15 protein-coding genes and 1 pseudogene are annotated in these 16498 nt (G+C 52.5%); 5 read left to right on the top strand and 11 right to left on the bottom strand.

Annotation, left to right across the window (positions count from 1 at the left end):
* Positions 1-40: 40 nt before the first annotated feature.
* The gene (asd, locus tag FDW92_RS21780; protein WP_042311872.1) at positions 41-1147 is read right to left on the bottom strand and encodes an aspartate-semialdehyde dehydrogenase; all 1107 of its coding nucleotides are present in this window, start codon (positions 1145-1147) and stop codon (positions 41-43) included.
* Positions 1148-1337: 190 nt separating this feature from the next.
* Here asd and yhgN point away from each other — a divergent pair, with 190 nt between their 5' ends.
* Entirely contained in the window at positions 1338-1931 is a 594-nt protein-coding gene (gene yhgN / locus FDW92_RS21775) for an NAAT family transporter YhgN (RefSeq protein WP_003023480.1), read from the top strand.
* A 98-nt stretch (positions 1932-2029) separates the two neighbouring features.
* Here the strand turns inward: yhgN and gntU are convergent, their stop codons facing one another.
* From gntU to FDW92_RS21750, 5 genes are all read right to left on the bottom strand, one after another.
* Positions 2030-3370, bottom strand: coding sequence for a gluconate transporter (gntU, locus tag FDW92_RS21770; RefSeq protein ID WP_032940610.1), 1341 nt, complete (start codon positions 3368-3370; stop codon positions 2030-2032).
* Positions 3370-3900 carry a gluconokinase gene (gene gntK / locus FDW92_RS21765; RefSeq protein WP_003023475.1) on the bottom strand — a complete coding sequence of 177 codons (531 nt, stop codon included), beginning with the start codon at positions 3898-3900 and terminating at the stop codon, positions 3370-3372. The genes gntU and gntK overlap by 1 nt, the downstream gene beginning before the upstream one ends.
* Positions 3901-4041: 141 nt before the next feature.
* Positions 4042-5037 (bottom strand): gluconate operon transcriptional repressor GntR, encoded by a 996-nt coding sequence (gene gntR, locus FDW92_RS21760; protein WP_038634949.1) that lies wholly within the window; start codon positions 5035-5037, stop codon positions 4042-4044.
* A 129-nt stretch (positions 5038-5166) separates the two neighbouring features.
* Positions 5167-5862 carry a quercetin 2,3-dioxygenase gene (yhhW, locus tag FDW92_RS21755; protein ID WP_005121602.1) on the bottom strand — a complete coding sequence of 232 codons (696 nt, stop codon included), beginning with the start codon at positions 5860-5862 and terminating at the stop codon, positions 5167-5169.
* Between the two features lie 123 nt (positions 5863-5985).
* Complete coding sequence (locus FDW92_RS21750) at positions 5986-7023, bottom strand: oxidoreductase (protein WP_042311868.1); 1038 nt, start codon at positions 7021-7023, stop codon at positions 5986-5988.
* A gap of 463 nt (positions 7024-7486) precedes the next feature.
* On the opposite strand from FDW92_RS21750, the gene yhhY reads away from it, so the two are divergent.
* From yhhY to tssD, 3 genes and pseudogenes are all read left to right on the top strand, one after another.
* Positions 7487-7975, top strand: coding sequence for an N-acetyltransferase (yhhY, locus tag FDW92_RS21745; RefSeq protein ID WP_006687445.1), 489 nt, complete (start codon positions 7487-7489; stop codon positions 7973-7975).
* 46 nt (positions 7976-8021) lie between these two features.
* Positions 8022-8906 carry a hypothetical protein gene (locus FDW92_RS21740; RefSeq protein ID WP_042311863.1) on the top strand — a complete coding sequence of 295 codons (885 nt, stop codon included), beginning with the start codon at positions 8022-8024 and terminating at the stop codon, positions 8904-8906.
* A 269-nt stretch (positions 8907-9175) separates the two neighbouring features.
* Positions 9176-10314, top strand: a pseudogene (tssD, locus tag FDW92_RS21735) (type VI secretion system tube protein TssD).
* Positions 10315-10624: 310 nt separating this feature from the next.
* Here tssD and ggt read toward each other — a convergent pair.
* On the bottom strand, positions 10625-12370 hold the full coding sequence (gene ggt, locus FDW92_RS21725; RefSeq protein ID WP_042311859.1) for a gamma-glutamyltransferase: 1746 nt from the start codon (positions 12368-12370) through the stop codon (positions 10625-10627).
* A 117-nt stretch (positions 12371-12487) separates the two neighbouring features.
* Between ggt and FDW92_RS21720 the strand changes: the two genes are divergently transcribed.
* Positions 12488-12931, top strand: coding sequence for a DUF2756 family protein (locus FDW92_RS21720; protein ID WP_042311856.1), 444 nt, complete (start codon positions 12488-12490; stop codon positions 12929-12931).
* Here the strand turns inward: FDW92_RS21720 and ugpQ are convergent.
* Genes ugpQ through ugpA form a run of 4 tightly spaced genes read right to left on the bottom strand, consistent with a single transcriptional unit; the run spans position 12928 to position 16469 of the window.
* Positions 12928-13671, bottom strand: coding sequence for a glycerophosphodiester phosphodiesterase (ugpQ, locus tag FDW92_RS21715; protein ID WP_042311855.1), 744 nt, complete (start codon positions 13669-13671; stop codon positions 12928-12930). The genes FDW92_RS21720 and ugpQ overlap by 4 nt on opposite strands.
* A complete protein-coding gene (locus FDW92_RS21710; protein WP_042311854.1) occupies positions 13668-14738 on the bottom strand; it encodes a sn-glycerol-3-phosphate import ATP-binding protein UgpC in 1071 nt (356 codons plus the stop codon). The genes ugpQ and FDW92_RS21710 overlap by 4 nt, the downstream gene beginning before the upstream one ends.
* Position 14739: 1 nt before the next feature.
* Complete coding sequence (gene ugpE, locus FDW92_RS21705; RefSeq protein WP_137398403.1) at positions 14740-15585, bottom strand: sn-glycerol-3-phosphate ABC transporter permease UgpE; 846 nt, start codon at positions 15583-15585, stop codon at positions 14740-14742.
* Entirely contained in the window at positions 15582-16469 is an 888-nt protein-coding gene (ugpA, locus tag FDW92_RS21700; protein ID WP_038634974.1) for a sn-glycerol-3-phosphate ABC transporter permease UgpA, read from the bottom strand. The genes ugpE and ugpA overlap by 4 nt, the downstream gene beginning before the upstream one ends.
* Positions 16470-16498: the final 29 nt, after the last annotated feature.

Here is a 16498-nt window from a genome sequence, read left to right as displayed (position 1 = left end):
AAAAGGGGTGATTCCTCACCCCTTGATCGTTAACAAATTATTACGCCAACTGGCGCAGCATACGGCGCAATGGCTCCGCAGCTCCCCACAGCAACTGATCGCCCACGGTAAAGGCTGACAGGAACTCCGGTCCCATATTCAGCTTACGCAGACGGCCTACTGGCGTGGTCAGCGTACCGGTAACGGCCGCCGGGGTTAACTCACGCATGGTGATCTCCCGATCGTTTGGCACCACTTTGGCCCACGGATTGTGCGCCGCCAGCAGTTCTTCCACGGTCGGAATAGACACATCTTTTTTCAGTTTAATGGTGAACGCCTGGCTGTGGCAGCGCAGCGCGCCGACGCGCACGCACAGACCATCGACCGGGATCACAGCAGAGGTGTTGAGGATTTTGTTGGTTTCCGCCTGTCCCTTCCACTCTTCACGGCTCTGACCGTTATCGAGCTGTTTGTCGATCCACGGAATCAGGCTCCCGGCCAGCGGTACGCCAAAGTTATCAACCGGCAGTTCACCGCTGCGGGACAGGGTCGTCACTTTACGTTCGATATCGAGAATAGCAGAAGAAGGGGTCGCCAGTTCATCGGCCACATGGCCATACAAATGGCCCATCTGGGATAGCAGTTCACGCATATGACGTGCGCCGCCGCCGGAAGCCGCCTGATAGGTCGCCACGGAAACCCAGTCGACCAGGTCATTGGCAAACAGGCCACCGAGAGACATCAGCATCAGGCTAACGGTACAGTTACCGCCGACAAAAGTCTTAATACCTTTGTTCAGACCGTCGGTAATCACATCCTGGTTAACCGGATCGAGAATGATGATGGCATCGTCTTTCATGCGCAGCGAAGAGGCCGCGTCAATCCAGTAACCCTGCCAACCGCTTTCACGAAGCTTTGGATAGATTTCGTTGGTATAATCGCCGCCCTGACAGGTCACGATGATATCGAGCGCCTTCAGCGCGTCCAGATCAAAAGCGTCCTGAAGCGTGCCGGCCGCGGTTCCACCAAACGTCGGTGCCGCCTGCCCGAGCTGGGAAGTAGAAAAGAAAACAGGGCGAATGGCGTCGAAGTCACGCTCCTCAACCATGCGTTGCATGAGAACAGAGCCGACCATACCGCGCCAGCCGATAAAACCAACATTTTTCATAGCGTTTTTTCCTGCGAAGATGTGTGCTGTGTATGTATGCCAGCGTCCTGGTGGCATATCCTTCACCATACAAAATGCAGCCAAAGTCGCAAGTGAAATTAATCAATGATAGCGAAGCCATCAGTAATGCGACTTATCCCGCTGCGCAAGCAAGCAGAAAGTCCGCGGTAATTATCAGGGAATTTGAGTTATGAATGAAATCATTTCAGCGGCAGTTTTATTGATCCTGATTATGGATCCGCTCGGAAACCTGCCCATTTTCATGTCCGTATTGAAACATACCGAACCAAAACGCCGCCGCGCGATTATGATTCGCGAGCTGTTCATTGCGTTGTTGGTGATGCTGATATTCCTGTTTGCGGGCGAGAAAATTCTGGCATTTCTTAACCTGCGCGCAGAAACCGTCTCGATCTCCGGGGGCATCATTTTATTCCTGATTGCCATTAAGATGATTTTCCCCAGCGCCACCGGGAACAGCACTGGGCTGCCGGCAGGCGAAGAACCGTTTATCGTACCGCTGGCAATCCCTCTGGTGGCCGGGCCGACAATCCTGGCGTCGTTGATGCTGTTATCACATCAGTACCCAAATCAAATGGGGCATCTGGTGATTGCGCTGCTGATCGCCTGGGGCGGGACATTTGTAATTTTGCTGCAATCTTCGCTGTTTTTACGTCTGTTGGGCGAGAAAGGGGTGAACGCGCTGGAACGTCTGATGGGATTGATTCTGGTGATGATGGCAACCCAGATGTTCCTCGATGGCGTACGGATGTGGATGAAGGGGTAATATGCTCGCCGGGTGGCGGCCTCGCCTTACCCGGCCTATGGTGTCGATATGTGCCCGTTTCCAGGCCCGGTAAGCACAGCGCCACCGGGCAACAAGACTCAGCTCAGCAGCTGGAAAGCAATCATACCGACAATCGCGCCGACCGTGCCGAGGATAGTTTCCATCATCGTCCAGGTCTTCAGCGTTTGCGCTTCGGTCGCACCGGTGAATTTCCCGAACAGCCAGAAACCGGCGTCGTTGACGTGGCTGACGACGATTGAGCCGCCTGCGATACAGATAGACAGCGCCGCCATCTGCGCACCGGAGTAGTTCAGTTGCTCAATCACCGGCATGACCAGACCGACCGCCGTTAAGCAGGCCACGGTCGCGGACCCCTGAATGATACGTACCGCCGCCGCCAGCACGAAGCAGGTAATGGCAATGGGCAGCCCCATACCAGTTAACGCTTCCCCCAGTGCCGGGCCAACGCCGGAATCAACCAGCACCTGCTTGAACACGCCGCCCGCACCAATCACCAGCAGAATAATACCCGCCGGTTGCAGCGCGTGACCGCATATCTCCATCACCCGATCTTTTGCCATGCCCTGGCGCACTGCCAGGCCGTAAATCGCCACCAGACAGGCAACCAGAATCGCGGTAAACGGGTGACCGATAAACTCGAACCATTCGTAGGTTGAAGAACCAACTGGTACAAAGCGCGCGGCGATGGTTTTCAGGCCAACCAGTACTAACGGCAGCAGGATCAGCGCCAGACTGAAGCCAAAGGAGGGCATTTTGCCTTCGCCCAGATGCGGCTCGGTAATGTCTTCTGGCACATGCAGTTCAACGTAACGGCTGATGAAATTGCCCCACAGCGGCCCGGCAATAATCATGCCCGGAATGGCTGCACACAGGCCAATCAGGATCATCCAGCCAAAGTCAGCGTGCATTTGGGATGCCAGCAGCATCGGCGCAGGTCCCGGCAGCAGGAACGCCGCAGCTGCTGCCACCCCCGCAAACAGCGGAATGACCAGCTTCACCAGGTTCGTTCCGGTGTGGCGCGCCATTGAGAACGCCACGCTTATCAGCAGCACAATCGCCACTTCAAAGAACAGCGGTAGCGCGCAAATCAGGCCGGCCAGGCCAATCGCATAATGCGCACGGCTGTGACCGAAAGATTTCAGCATCTTGACGGCAATCTGATCGACCGCGCCGGTCTCATGCAGAATCTTGCCAAACATCGCTCCCAGCGCCACCACAATCGCCAGGAAACCGAGCGTGCCTCCCATCCCTTTTTCCATGGTCGCCGCTATTTTATCAAGCGGCATACCGGAAAAGAGACCTGCACCAATGGACACCACCATCAAAGCAACAAAGGCATGCATACGCGCCTTCATCACCAAAAACAGCAGTAATAAAACAGACCCTACTGCTGTTAAAACAAGCGTTAATGTAGTCACTACTTACTGCCCTGGTTAATCACTTCAATGGTGCTAGCTACCACACCGTCCAGCGGCTGATCGATATCAACCACCAGAACATCATTTTCATTCGCACCCGGTTCTTCCAGCGCTTCGAACTGGGTTACCAGCATTTGCGTTTTGAAGAAGTGGCCTTTACGTGCCTTCAGACGGCTTTCGATTACGTCGAAATCGCCCTTCAGGTAAATGAATGAAAGGTTCGGGTTACCGTCGCGCAGCTGATCGCGATAGACTTTTTTCAGCGCGGAACAGACGATCAGCGACACCTTATTGGTACGCTGCATCGCAAAGGCGGCGTCATTCAGCGCCTGTAACCACGGTTTACGGTCGTCATCGTTGAGTGGCTCACCGGAAGCCATTTTCATGATGTTGCTGCGCGGATGGAGAAAATCGCCATCAAGAAACGCGGCCTGCAGTTGATGCGCCACTTCACTGGCGACAGCAGATTTACCGCTGCCTGATACGCCCATCAGAACGTAAACGTGGTGATCATGATTAGTCGTGCTCAAAGCGTTGCCCCCACTGGTACAAGAATCAGGAAATTGTTACGGGTAACTGTTATCGGTAACATTGTCCAGCCGGATAAATGGAGAAGCAATATCCATTCGTGCCAGAAGTGTATAAGTGTGAGCTACTTCAAAGTTGTTGGCTTAAATAGATCCACCCGGTGACAAGGTGAAACCTAAATCTAACATTTTAGGTGTGACTGCTTCACCTCGGATACGCGCCAGCAGGCGTTCTGCGCCAATGCTGCCCATCCGTTCACGCGGCGTGAGCACACTCGCCAGACGCGGCTCCATTACCTGACCGATGTCATGACCGTGGAAACCGGCAATCGCCATATCGTCAGGAATTCTCAGCCCTAAACGCTGACATTCAAATGCCGCCCCTACCGCCAGGTCATCGTTGGTACAGAACACGCCATCAAGCTGCGGGTATTCACGTCGCGCCTGACGGATAAGTTCAATGCCGGATGAGTAAGATGAAGACTGCTCCACCATCACGCTGTACGGCACCAGATTGGCATCGCGCATAGCCTGTTCGTAGCCCCTCTGTTTGATGATAGTACGTTCATCAAGACGCGCGCCGAGATAAGCAACATGACGGTGTCCACGGGCGATGATAGCGGCGGTCATCTGACGTGCGGCCTCGAAGTTATCAAAACCGACGGCGATATCCAGACACGGGGACTGACTGTCCATCAGCTCGACGACCGGGATTCCCGCGACTTCGATCATTTTCAGCGTACGGGGTGTATGGCTACGTTCAGTGAGGATCAGACCATCGATATTCCACGACAGCATCGACTCCAGACGCTCTTGCTCCATTTCGGGCTTATAGCCGTAGTGCGCCAGCATGGTTTGATAACCATGCGCGTCGGTGACGGCCTCAATGCCGCGTAACACTTCCGCAAAAACCTGGTTGGTGAGAGACGGTAACAGCACGCCGATAGCGCGACTGGTGGCGTTAGAAAGGATATCAGGTGCGCGATTGGGAATATAACCCAGCTCATCAAGTGCAGCGGCAATTTTGCCCCGCAGCGCCACGGAGACCTGCTCCGGGTTACGCAAAAAGCGGCTGACCGTCATTTTGGTCACGCCCACGCGGTCGGCTACATCCTGAAGTACGGGTCTTTTCTTTTTCATCGTCCTGAAGCGTTAAAAAGGGATAGATTTGCCCAGTTTACCACGGACGTGCGGAATTAATGACAAACGATGAAAAGCCGGATGTCGACGCTTTCGCGTCTTATCCGGCCTACAAAGGGCTACAGCACGTTATACTGGTGGCAGGTCAAACAGTAACACTTCGCTGTCGCTATCGGCATGAATCGAAATTGCCTGCTCATCCCAGATTGCCAGACCATCGCTGGTGGTGGCTTTGGTGCCGTTAATGGTGACATTGCCTTTTACCACCTGGATCCAGACGCGGCGCTCGGCGGCAATCTGATGCACCGACTGCTCATCTTTGAGCAGTGCCCAGCGATACAGCTCCATATCCTGGTACACTTTCAGCGAACCATCACGGGCATCCGGCGACAGCACCAGCTGTTTGCCCTGCACCGCATCGAAACGGCGCTGTTCATAGCGCGGCGTAATCCCGTTTTCCTGCGGCATGATCCAGATTTGATACAGGTGCAGTTTCTCAGTATTGCTCGGGTTGTACTCCGAATGACGGATCCCCGTACCGGCGCTCATAATCTGGAATTCACCGGCCGGAACCTGCTCCTTATTGCCCATACTGTCCTGATGCTCCACCGCGCCTTCCAGCACATAAGTCAGGATTTCCATGTCTTTATGAGGGTGAGTACCAAAGCCCTGGCCTGCGTCGATCACGTCATCATTAATCACGCGCAGTGCCGAGAATCCCATAAAATTCGGGTCATAGTAGTTGGCAAAAGAAAAGGTATGCCAGGAATCGAGCCAACCATGATTAGCATGGCCACGGTCGTTAGCTTTGCGTAAATAGATCATTATGTTCACCCCCAGATGTTTTCGATGGAGTAAGTGTGGACTCAATCCGCCTGGGATCATAGAGGGTGAAAATTGACTCCTCTGTTCAAAAAATATGAACAAGCCCAGAGGAGTCTGCGCAGGCTATTTAGCGAGGGTTATCGTGGCAGGCGTTGCCTGTTCGAAGGCACGCTCTAGGATTTCCAGGTTGGTCAGAACTTCAGATTCCTTGACGTAATTAGGCGTACCGACGGTCAGCGTCTGGTACAGCGCATCATAGACGCGACCGTAGTCCCCCACTTCCGGTTTCACCTCTTCTTTCACCGTAACACCGTCATCATTGACATACTCCAGCACACCAACAGAATCGTCAGCGGCGAAACCGGGTTCACCGGGCATGATATTGGCCTTCAGGCTGGTTTCCTGCTGGTCGATGCCGTACTTCACAAACGAGCCTTTGGTGCCATGAACGATAAACTTCGGATAGTCAATTTTCACCAGATGGCTGGTTTTCACAATGGCTTTCAGGTCGCCATAGAACAATTGCGCTTCAAAGGTATCATCCGGGTTCGCTTTGTTGCGCAGACTGCGAATGTCATAGGCTACATGGTCGGGACGCCCGAAAAGGGAAATAATCTGATCCATGGTGTGTACGCCCAGACCATAGAATGCGCCGTCCTGTGGCAGGCCCGGTTTGGTTTCCGCCACGGGTCGGTAGTAGTCAAAATGGCTTTCAACTTCCACTATTTCACCCAGTTTGCCGCTCTCAATCGCTTTTTTAGCAGTGAGAAAACAGGAGTCAAAACGCCGATTCTGATACGGTGTGACGGTCAGTCCTTTGCTTTTCGCCAGTTCGAACAACACTTTTGCTTCCGCCAGCGTCGGCGTGAACGGTTTCTCAACCAGCACGCTTTTACCCGCTTCCAGCGCGCGTTTGGCGTATTCAAAATGGCTATCAGCATGCGTACAGACGATCACCAGTTTTACCTGCGGATCGCCCAACACCTCATCCAGATCGCTGGTGAAGTGAATGTGGGAATAGATCGGTGCCTGCTCTTCCGGTTTAGCGTGACGACGGAAAATATGCGCGACATGCCAGGTATCTTTACGATTCAGAACGTAAGGGAGATGGTAACGGGTGGTGCTTTTACCGAATCCAATAAATGCGCAGTGTAAGGTCATGAGACGATCCTTTTGAAGGTGATTGTCTACACCATAGCGCAAAGCGGCTGGAGACTGAATGTTGGATTCTTTACCGGATGGTGGCATTGCCTTATTCGGGCTACAAAAGCAGATGCCTCAAAATCGGCCGTCGGCGTCGCGGTCAGTTTGTTCACGGCAAGCGCGCAGGGCCCAGAGCGTACTAAATGTACATGAGGAGCACTTCCCGGGGACAAAATGGCAAGTAAGCCAGGCTGAAACAAAACGCAAAAAAAAAAGCCAGCAAAAGCTGGCTAAAGTAATACTGGAAGCAATGTGAGCAATGTCGTGCTTTCAGGTTCTCCGTAGGGGTTCCCCTGAACGCAGAGCAATAATAATCATTCTCATTCGCACTTGTCTACTTCTTTTTGCAAAAAAATGCAGTTGACGGAATTTTCTTTCTCAGCGAGTGTAAATGCTCAATTAACCCTGCAGGAGATAAGGAATGAGTGAGATAGTGATACGCCACGCTGAACCGAAAGATTACGATGCCATTCGTCAGATCCACGCCCAGCCGGAGGTGTACCACAACACGCTACAGGTTCCTCATCCTTCCATGGAGATGTGGCAAACGCGACTCGCCGATCAGCCGGGGATCAAACAGCTGGTTGCCTGCATCGATGATATCGTCGTGGGACATCTTTCCATTGCAGTTGCCCAGCGCCCGCGCCGCAGCCACGTTGCTGATTTCGGTATTTGCGTTGACGCTCGTTGGCAAAACCGCGGCGTCGCCAGCGCGCTGATCCGCACCATGATCGACATGTGTGACAACTGGCTGCGCGTTGACCGTATCGAGTTAACAGTGTTTGTTGATAACGAGCCCGCCGTAGCGGTCTATAAGAAGTACGGTTTTGAAATCGAAGGCACCGGTAAAAAATACGGCCTGCGCAACGGTGAATACGTTGATGCGTACTTTATGGCGCGCGTGAAATAAATTTAAGGGCGAGTCATATCGCCCTGATTATTGAAAGGACGCAATAGTGAAAAAGTTTCTTCCCCTGGTTTTGCTGGCCTCGCTCTCCCCTGCTTTTGCCACTACTGTACAAAATCTCGATTCCGTACCCAGTGCCATCCAACATCCGGAAGGTAAACAGATTTTCGCTGAACAAATGGCGGGAGCAACCCCTGCAAAAGGATTTGGTGAGCTTCCTCAGGGCTTATCTGAAAAGCAGTGGATTGCCTGGGTTGCACCGAATGAAGATCCTGACAACCTGATCCTGACTGGTGCTAAATCTTGGGGAAAAGACGGTAAATATATTGGCATTGCCTGTTTTGCCGATAATACGGCTGACGCCGAGCAAGCAAAAAAATACGCGGATAACACCTGCCCGGAAAACTACAGCAACGGGCGCGCTAATAAATTATATCTCGGCGTTTTTTCCTGGCAGAATCCACAGCTAACGCCGATTGCACGCTCGGAAAAACCGTTAAACCAGCTCTCAGAGTGGAATAAAGCCGCTGAAAAAGAGAGCGATGATGAGTCCGTCAGACCGCTGGCTTATTATACAAAGCTGGATCTGGCACCGTACCGGATAGCACCCGATACCCTGGCATTCGGGGTACGGGGTGGATACTCCGATGCCTACTCCGGCGGTGGCGCATTTTATGAAGTGCTGGAACTCTACACCATCAAAGACAGCAAAATAATCAACGTGTTTTCTGACCTTGTTTATTACTATTCAGACATCGCCGGAGACTGGAATAAAGACGGCACAAGGCAGCACGACATCAGCGAAAGTAAGTACATTCTCAAAATGCGCTCGGCAAAGACGCACGGGTTTTATGACTTAGAGCGCGTTAATCTACAGGATAAAAGCAGCCAAATATTCCGCTGGTCCGAATCACTGCAGCAATATGCGCCATAACCTACCAGTCAGGCCTACATCGTTCAGAATGCTGTAGGCTATCGATATGGATAAAACAATATCGACCAATACTCCATCTATAACTCCAAATTATTGAATATATAAATTCTCATCTTACACATTATTTATATTCAGATTCCCCTCAAAAAAACTCACTTAAAGTGAAACGTTTTATTTCTGCTATATACGAACGCCATCAGAAAGCGTAATTACAACAAAGAAAGAATTACCCTTTTCACGACAACACGTAATAAAAGGATAAGGATGTCATGAGTGATATCGTCTATCTGATGGTTTCTGGACAACAGCAGGGCGCTATTTCTGACGGATGTGGAACCGTTGCATCTGTGGGTAACCGCTGGCAATCAGGGCACGAAGACGAGATTTTTGCCTTTTCGCTCTCTAATAGTATAACCAGTACTGGCAGAGGTTCACATTTGCACGGACTGCGATTTTGTAAACTTATCGATAAAAGTACACCGTTGTTTGTTAATACGATTAATAACAACGAACAGTTGTATATGGAGTTTTATTTCTACCGTATCAATAGATTCGGTAGATGGGAGAAGTATTATTATATTCAACTGCGGGGAGCATTCTTATCAGGTATTCAACACCAATTCAGTGAAAATAATTTAGATACAGAAACAATAACCATCAGCTATGAATATATCCTTTGCAAACATCTTATTGCCAACACTGAGTTCAGCTACCTGGCATTGCCCGAAAACTACAACCGTCTGTTTATCCCCCGACCAAAAACCCCCGCAGACAACGGCCTCAAAACGTTAAACAGCAAAGGGGTTGGCAGACTGCTTGCCGCCGGAGGGATCTACAACGGCAATATCGACGGTTTCAGGGAAACGGCGGAAAAGCTGGGTGGCGATGCTCCTGCGGGTTACGAGCAGGTTATGGATAACAAAGGATTGCTGATTCTTGGTGCTTCAGTAGCTGCAGGCTTAACTATGGGAAGGATGAAATTTCCTGAATTAGAAGAACTGGAGCAGTTTGGAGCGAAAGGAACTTATACATCAAGGCCATTTGATCCAGATAAAGCGGGAGGCCCTGTTGAACATCTTACAACTGAAGGCGTAAATATTACCCATGAAGGAATTGCAATTGTAGAAAAACACATATCTCGCTTCGATCCAGATCCTGGTAATGAATTTATGGTAAGCCGTTAAAAAAGATAGCGAACGGTGAGTTGTTACCAGAACAAGTGGATTTAAACTACTACACTCATGAATGTCGAGAGTATCAACGTTATTGCAATTTAGGTTGGGAAACTGGCAGGCCAAGCGATAACCAAGAGGCTTATGATCTATGGAATAACACGCATACATCAACACTCGAAGATTATAGAATAACTGGTAATGACCTTTATCACCCGGATGCACCATCATGGTAAACAATACTGAACTTAACATCTTGAAATTATTAGCTTCCAGAGATGACGTAAATTGGACCTGGTATAATCTTGATCGCGCAATGACCAGTAGGAAAATGGATGGAGTTGGTAACGTAGTCAGGCTCATAAATAACCTATCTAAAGCGGGTTTAGTCGATATAGTAGCAAGGACCCCCTCAGGAATGGATTATTATCGCGTATCTGCCCAAGGCCATAAGTTGCTAATCGAAATTGACCAGCATCACCAAGACCATTCACTATAGTGAAAACTACCCGACAAGCCCTCTCCCATCGAAGAGGGCCGTTATGCTTAGTATCCCGCCGTTAAGTCATCTACGGAACGCGGGTCGGACGCGCCATACAGTGCGCCATCCGGCCCAACCATAATACTTTGGGTGCTGCCCATCGCCTCTTTCAGCGCCACTTTCTGTCCTTTTTGCTCCAGCAGTTTGATTGTATCCGGGCTGAAGCCCTTCTCAACGCGAAGCTCATCCGGCAACCACTGATGATGGAAGCGCGGCGCGTTGGTCGCTTCGGCGACGTTCATTCCGAAATCAATGCTGTTCACTACCATTTGCAGCACAGTAGTGATGATTCGACTCCCGCCAGGGCTGCCGGTCACCAGCCAGGTTTTTCCGTCTTTTACCACGATAGTCGGCGACATAGACGACAGCGGACGCTTCTTCGGACCAACCGCGTTGGCGTCGCCGCCCACCAGTCCGTATACGTTCGGCACGCCTGGCTTGGCAGAGAAATCGTCCATTTCATTATTGAGCAGAATACCGGTATTACCCGCCACAATCCCGGTGCCGAAGGTAGTATTCAGGGTATAGGTCACCGCCACGGCATTGCCGTCTTTATCCACCACCGAGAAGTGGGTGGTCTGGTTGCTTTCATACGGGGCGAGCTTGCCCGGTTTTATCTGGCTGGAAGGTTTGGCCTTGTTGATATCAATTTGATCGGCCAGCGTTTTCGCATAGGCTTTGTTGGTCAGCGCCTGCCACGGCACTTTCACAAAGTCCGGGTCACCCAGATACTCTGAACGGTCGGCATAGGCGTATTTTTCCGCTTCCGCCATGATTTGCATGGCATCGGCACTGCCAAAGCCGTACTTCTTCATGTCGAAGTTTTCAAGAATATTAAGGATCTGCACGATGTGAATACCGCCCGAGGATGGCGGCGGCATGGAGAAGACCTGATACCCGCGATAGTCACCACTGATTGGCGTACGTTCAACGGCTTTATAGCTGGCTAAATCCTCTTTGGTCATCAGACCGCCGTTCTTCTGCATTTCCCCGGCAATCTGGTCGGCAATCGCCCCTTTATAAAACGCATCCGGGCCATTTTCGGCAATCATTTCCAGGCTTTTCGCCAGATTCTTCTGGACCAGCTTATCGCCTTTTTTCAGCGGCTCACCGTCTTTCCAGAAAATGGCTTTGCTGTTCTCATGATTAGGGATCACTTCGCTGCCGTAAGTTTTTAAGTCATCGGCCAGCGCATCGTTAACCACAAAACCCTCTTCCGCCAGCTTCATCGCCGGGCGCACCACTTTGTTCAGCGGCATCGTGCCGTATTTCTCCAGCGCCAGCGAGAAACCCGCCACGGTACCCGGCGTACCGGATGCCAGATGCGACGTCAGCGACTTTTTCGCATCGGCGTTACCCTGATCGTCGAGGAACATATCACGGGTCGCGGCAGCAGGCGCCATTTCACGAAAATCAATCGCCGTCGTGTTACCGTCTTTGGTGCGCAGCAGCATAAAACCACCACCGCCCAGATTACCCGCCTGCGGATGCGTCACCGCCAGCGCATAGCCAACGGCCACGGCGGCATCGACGGCATTGCCCCCCTGTTTGAGGATATCCACCCCAACCTGGGTGGCTAATGCATCCACCGAGGCCACCATTCCCTGCTGCGCACGCACGGGATGGAACACATCTTCCTCGACACCGTAGGATACCGGTGGTGGCGCTGCCGGCGCAGCAGCAACGCTAAAACAACTTCCTGAGAGCAGAGCAGCAATGGCTACCCGGCGTAAAAACGTCGGTTTTATCATCGTTATTCTCCAGATGTATGGGGTCGGCCCCCACTAAGCCTGGTGCATAACTCTGAAATAATCATCGTAACGGCGAGAAAGGAGTAAACTTAAACGATCCCCGAGAGGAGAAAAGCGATGAAACGACTCTTACTTTTAGCCATGCTATTGCCGTTTGCAGGCTTTGCACAGCCCATCAACACCATGAATAACCCGAATCAACCGGGTTACCAGATCCCGAGCCAGCAGCGTATGCAGACCCAAATGCAAACGCAGCAAATTCAGCAAAAAGGGATGCTCAACCAGCAGTTGCAAACGCAAACCCGCATGCAGCAACAGCATATGGAAAACCAAATCAACACGAACTCCCAGCGAGTCCTTCAGTCTCAGCCGGGAGAGTTGAATACGGGTCAACAACAGATGCTGCCCAACAGCAACGGTGGCATGTTGAACGGAACTCGTAACCCGGACAGTTCGCTGAATAAACAGCAACATATGCTGTCGGAGAAAAAGAACGGCGACATGCTGAAGCCCTCCAGCACGCCGCAGCCTAACGTTCCGTTAAAAACGATCGGGCCTTAATAGGGCTGGAAATCCGGCCCTATTGTATCAATGGCATCGGTACAGATGCAGTCCACTCCCCAGCGCAGCAGCTCTGCCGCGCGCTGGGGTCGGTTGACGGTATAAACCAAAATACGTAGCCCCGCGTCGCGCAGCGCATCCACGCGCGCTTCATCCAGCAGCTTATGATTAAGATGAATCGAGACGCAGCCGAGCCGGGTAGTGAGTTCGCGCCAGTCGTCACGCCATTCATCAAGCAGTAAACCGCGCGGCAGTTCCGGAGCCGCCTGCTGCGCTGCTTCAAGCGCGTCAATTTCAAAAGACGACAACAGCGGCGGCGTCATTCCCACCCACAGTTCACGCGCAGCCAGCGCCACGACTTTGCCGGTTAACGTTCCGGTGCCGGTCGTGGGTTTAATTTCAATATTCGCCATCATGCCGTGCTGACGGCAGCGCTCAGCCACTTGCGAGAGCAGCGGCAGCGGTTCGCCTTTAAACTCGCCGCTAAACCAGCCGCCTGCGTCCACGCGTAATAGATCCTGCCAGTTCAGCTCACCCGCCACGCCCCAGCCGTTACTGGTCCGCTCGAGATTGTCGTCGTGCAGCAAAAAGATCTCGCCGTCTTTCGACAATTTAGCGTCAAATTCAATCATGGTATGCCCGTATCGCGCCCCCACGTCGATCGCCGCCAGGGTGTTTTCCGGTGCCAGCTTACCGCCGCCGCGATGGGCGGCAATGTGGGGATAAGGCCAGTTACTCATACGCGTTGTCCTGTTTCGCCATCAAAGAGATGCAAATGATTTTCTGGCAGATGCAGCCATAGCGTGCTGCCTGCCGTCGGGCGATGCTGATGCGCCAGTCGCACCACCAGTTTTTGCTCACCCCAACGTCCGTGCGCAAGGTTATCCGCGCCCAGCATTTCCAGCGTGTCGACAACCAACGGCACACCGCCATCGGCCTGCGAGCTTAACGCAATATGCTCCGGGCGGATACCCAGCGTCATGTTACGCCCAATATACTCCCGGACGTTCCTGGCGATGGGCAAGGCCATGCCGTCATCCAGTTCAAAATGCGTACCTGAAGCGCTGATGCGCCCGTCCAGCAGGTTCATCGCCGGGCTGCCGATAAAGCTCGCCACAAAACGGCTGGCAGGTTTCTCGTACACCTCAACCGGCGTACCGATCTGCTCGGCAATGCCTTTGTTCATCACCATCACCCGTTGGGCGAGGGTCATCGCTTCAACCTGGTCGTGCGTCACGTATAGCGAAGTGGTTTTCAGGCGGCGATGCAGATGTTGTAACTCCAGACGCATCTGCACGCGCAGCTTGGCATCGAGGTTAGAAAGCGGCTCATCGAACAGGAATACCGCTGGGTCGCGCACAATCGCTCGCCCCATCGCTACGCGCTGGCGCTGACCGCCAGAAAGTTCGCGCGGGCGACGTTTAAGCAATTCACCCAGTTCGAGAATACGTGCCGCCTCTTTCACTCGTTCGGCAATATGCTCCTTGCCCATTCCACGAATCTTCAATCCCCAGGCCATGTTTTCTTCCACGCTCATATGCGGGTAGAGGGCATAGTTCTGGAACACCATTGCAATGCCGCGATCTTTCGGCTCCATCTCGGTGACGCGCTTATTATCGATCCAGATATCGCCGCCGCTGACCCGCTCCAGCCCAGCCACCATCCGCAGCAGCGTAGACTTGCCGCAGCCGGATGGCCCGACCATCACGATAAACTCACCGTCCGCAACGTCCAGCGTCAGCGGTTTAATCACCTGGGTTTTGCCATCCCAGCTTTTGGTTACTGCCTGTAGTTTTAAACCAGCCATTTTATTTCTCACTGTCCACTAAACCACGCACGAAGGCACGCTGCATGGCTAACACGATGATTACCGGAGGGATGAGCGTCAGCAACATGGCTGCCATCACCTGATTCCATTGGGTGGTACCTTCGCCGGTGGCGATCATGCCTTTGATGCCCGCCACCGCAGTGCCCAGGTTGACATCGGTAATAATTAACAACGGCCACAAATACTGGTTCCAGCCGTAGATAAAGGTGATCACGAACAGCGCCGCCAGATTGGTTTTTGACAGCGGTAGCACGATATCGCGGAAAAAACGCATCGGTGACGCGCCGTCAATACGCGCCGCTTCAACCAGCTCATCCGGTAGCGTCATAAAAAACTGACGGAACAGGAAGGTCGCAGTAGCCGATGCCATCAGCGGCAACGTCAGACCCGCGTAGCTGTCGAGCATTTTCAGGTTGGCGATCACTTCCACCGTCGGGAAAATACGCACCTCAACCGGCAGCATCAGGGTGATAAAAATCATCCAGAAGAACAGGTTGCGCAGCGGAAAGCGAAACCAGACGATAGCGAACGCAGAGAGCATAGAGACGGTGATTTTCCCCACCGTAATACTGAACGCCATGATGAAACTGTTGAGCATCATCAACCAGAATGGCGCGCTGTTGACGCCCACGCCGTTGACCCAGATATATTTCATGTTTTCCAGCAACTGCGTGCCGGGAACCAGTGTCATCGGCGTTTCAAATACCGCTTTGTTGTCCAGCGTCGCCGCGACAAACGCGACATACAACGGGAACAGGATCACCATGATCCCCAGCATCAGCATGGTATGGCTGAATATTGTCAGCCCACGACGGTTCTCAATCATTGGTAACGCACCTTACTTTCCACATAGCGGAACTGCACCACCGTCAAAATAATGACCAGGAACATCAGCACCACCGACTGCGCGGCTGACGCAGAGAGATCCAGGCCGACAAAGCCTTCACGATAGATCTTATAAATCAACGTCGTGGTCGCCTGTACCGGCCCACCTGCCGTGGCAGCGTCGATCACTGGGAAGGTATCAAAGAAGGCATACACCAGATTCACCACCAGCAGGAAGAAACTGACCGGCGCAATCAGCGGTAGCGCCAGTTTAAAGAAGCGGCGAATCGGCCCCGCGCCATCAATTGCGGCGGCTTCGATCAGCGACCGGGGAATAGATTGCAGTGCGGCAAAGAAGAAAAGGAAGTTGTAACTAATCTGCTTCCAGACCGACGCGAACACCACCAGAAACATTGCCTGACCGCTGTTTTGCGCGTGGTTCCAGTCATAGCCAAACTCACCGAGAAAATGGGTAATCAGCCCGCGACCCGGGTTGAACAGGAAGATCCACAGTACGGCGGCGACGGCAGGCGCAACGGCGTAGGGGAGTAGCATTAACGTCTGGTAAAAACGGCTACCGCGCACCACGTAATTCACCAGCGCAGCAAAAAACAGCGACACCAGCAGGCCGCTTACCGTAACCAACGTACTGAACTTTATCGTCGTCCAGAACGAATCAAGGTAGTACGGGTCATGAAACAGCGCGACAAAGTTTTCCAGTCCGACAAACTGGCTGGAAAGGCCAAAAGGATCAACGCTTTGTAGCGAGTACCACAGCGCTTCACCGGCGGGCCAGATAAAGAAAATAACGGTGATAACCAACTGCGGGGCCACCAGTAAATAGGGAAGCCAGCGCGAGCGGAACACCGGACGGGATGAGGACATGAAGGTTCTTTTCCTGGAAGGTGCCGGAT

The organism is Citrobacter sp. wls706 (genome assembly GCF_005281305.1).
GTDB lineage: Bacteria > Pseudomonadota > Gammaproteobacteria > Enterobacterales > Enterobacteriaceae > Citrobacter > Citrobacter werkmanii.
Note: the sequence above shows the minus strand (reverse complement) of the source record. Positions and strands in the feature narration are given on the sequence as shown.

Bases quoted from the DNA above. Each gene is read 5' to 3' on its own strand.
- asd (WP_042311872.1), bottom strand. From the start codon at position 1,147: ATGAAAAATGTTGGTTTTATCGGCTGGCGCGGTATGGTCGGCTCTGTT.
- yhgN (WP_003023480.1), top strand. From the start codon at position 1,338: ATGAATGAAATCATTTCAGCGGCAGTTTTATTGATCCTGATTATGGAT.
- gntR (WP_038634949.1), bottom strand. From the start codon at position 5,037: ATGAAAAAGAAAAGACCCGTACTTCAGGATGTAGCCGACCGCGTGGGC.
- yhhW (WP_005121602.1), bottom strand. From the start codon at position 5,862: ATGATCTATTTACGCAAAGCTAACGACCGTGGCCATGCTAATCATGGT.
- FDW92_RS21750 (WP_042311868.1), bottom strand. From the start codon at position 7,023: ATGACCTTACACTGCGCATTTATTGGATTCGGTAAAAGCACCACCCGT.
- yhhY (WP_006687445.1), top strand. From the start codon at position 7,487: ATGAGTGAGATAGTGATACGCCACGCTGAACCGAAAGATTACGATGCC.
- ggt (WP_042311859.1), bottom strand. From the start codon at position 12,370: ATGATAAAACCGACGTTTTTACGCCGGGTAGCCATTGCTGCTCTGCTC.
- FDW92_RS21720 (WP_042311856.1), top strand. From the start codon at position 12,488: ATGAAACGACTCTTACTTTTAGCCATGCTATTGCCGTTTGCAGGCTTT.
- ugpQ (WP_042311855.1), bottom strand. From the start codon at position 13,671: ATGAGTAACTGGCCTTATCCCCACATTGCCGCCCATCGCGGCGGCGGT.
- FDW92_RS21710 (WP_042311854.1), bottom strand. From the start codon at position 14,738: ATGGCTGGTTTAAAACTACAGGCAGTAACCAAAAGCTGGGATGGCAAA.
- ugpE (WP_137398403.1), bottom strand. From the start codon at position 15,585: ATGATTGAGAACCGTCGTGGGCTGACAATATTCAGCCATACCATGCTG.
- ugpA (WP_038634974.1), bottom strand. From the start codon at position 16,469: ATGTCCTCATCCCGTCCGGTGTTCCGCTCGCGCTGGCTTCCCTATTTA.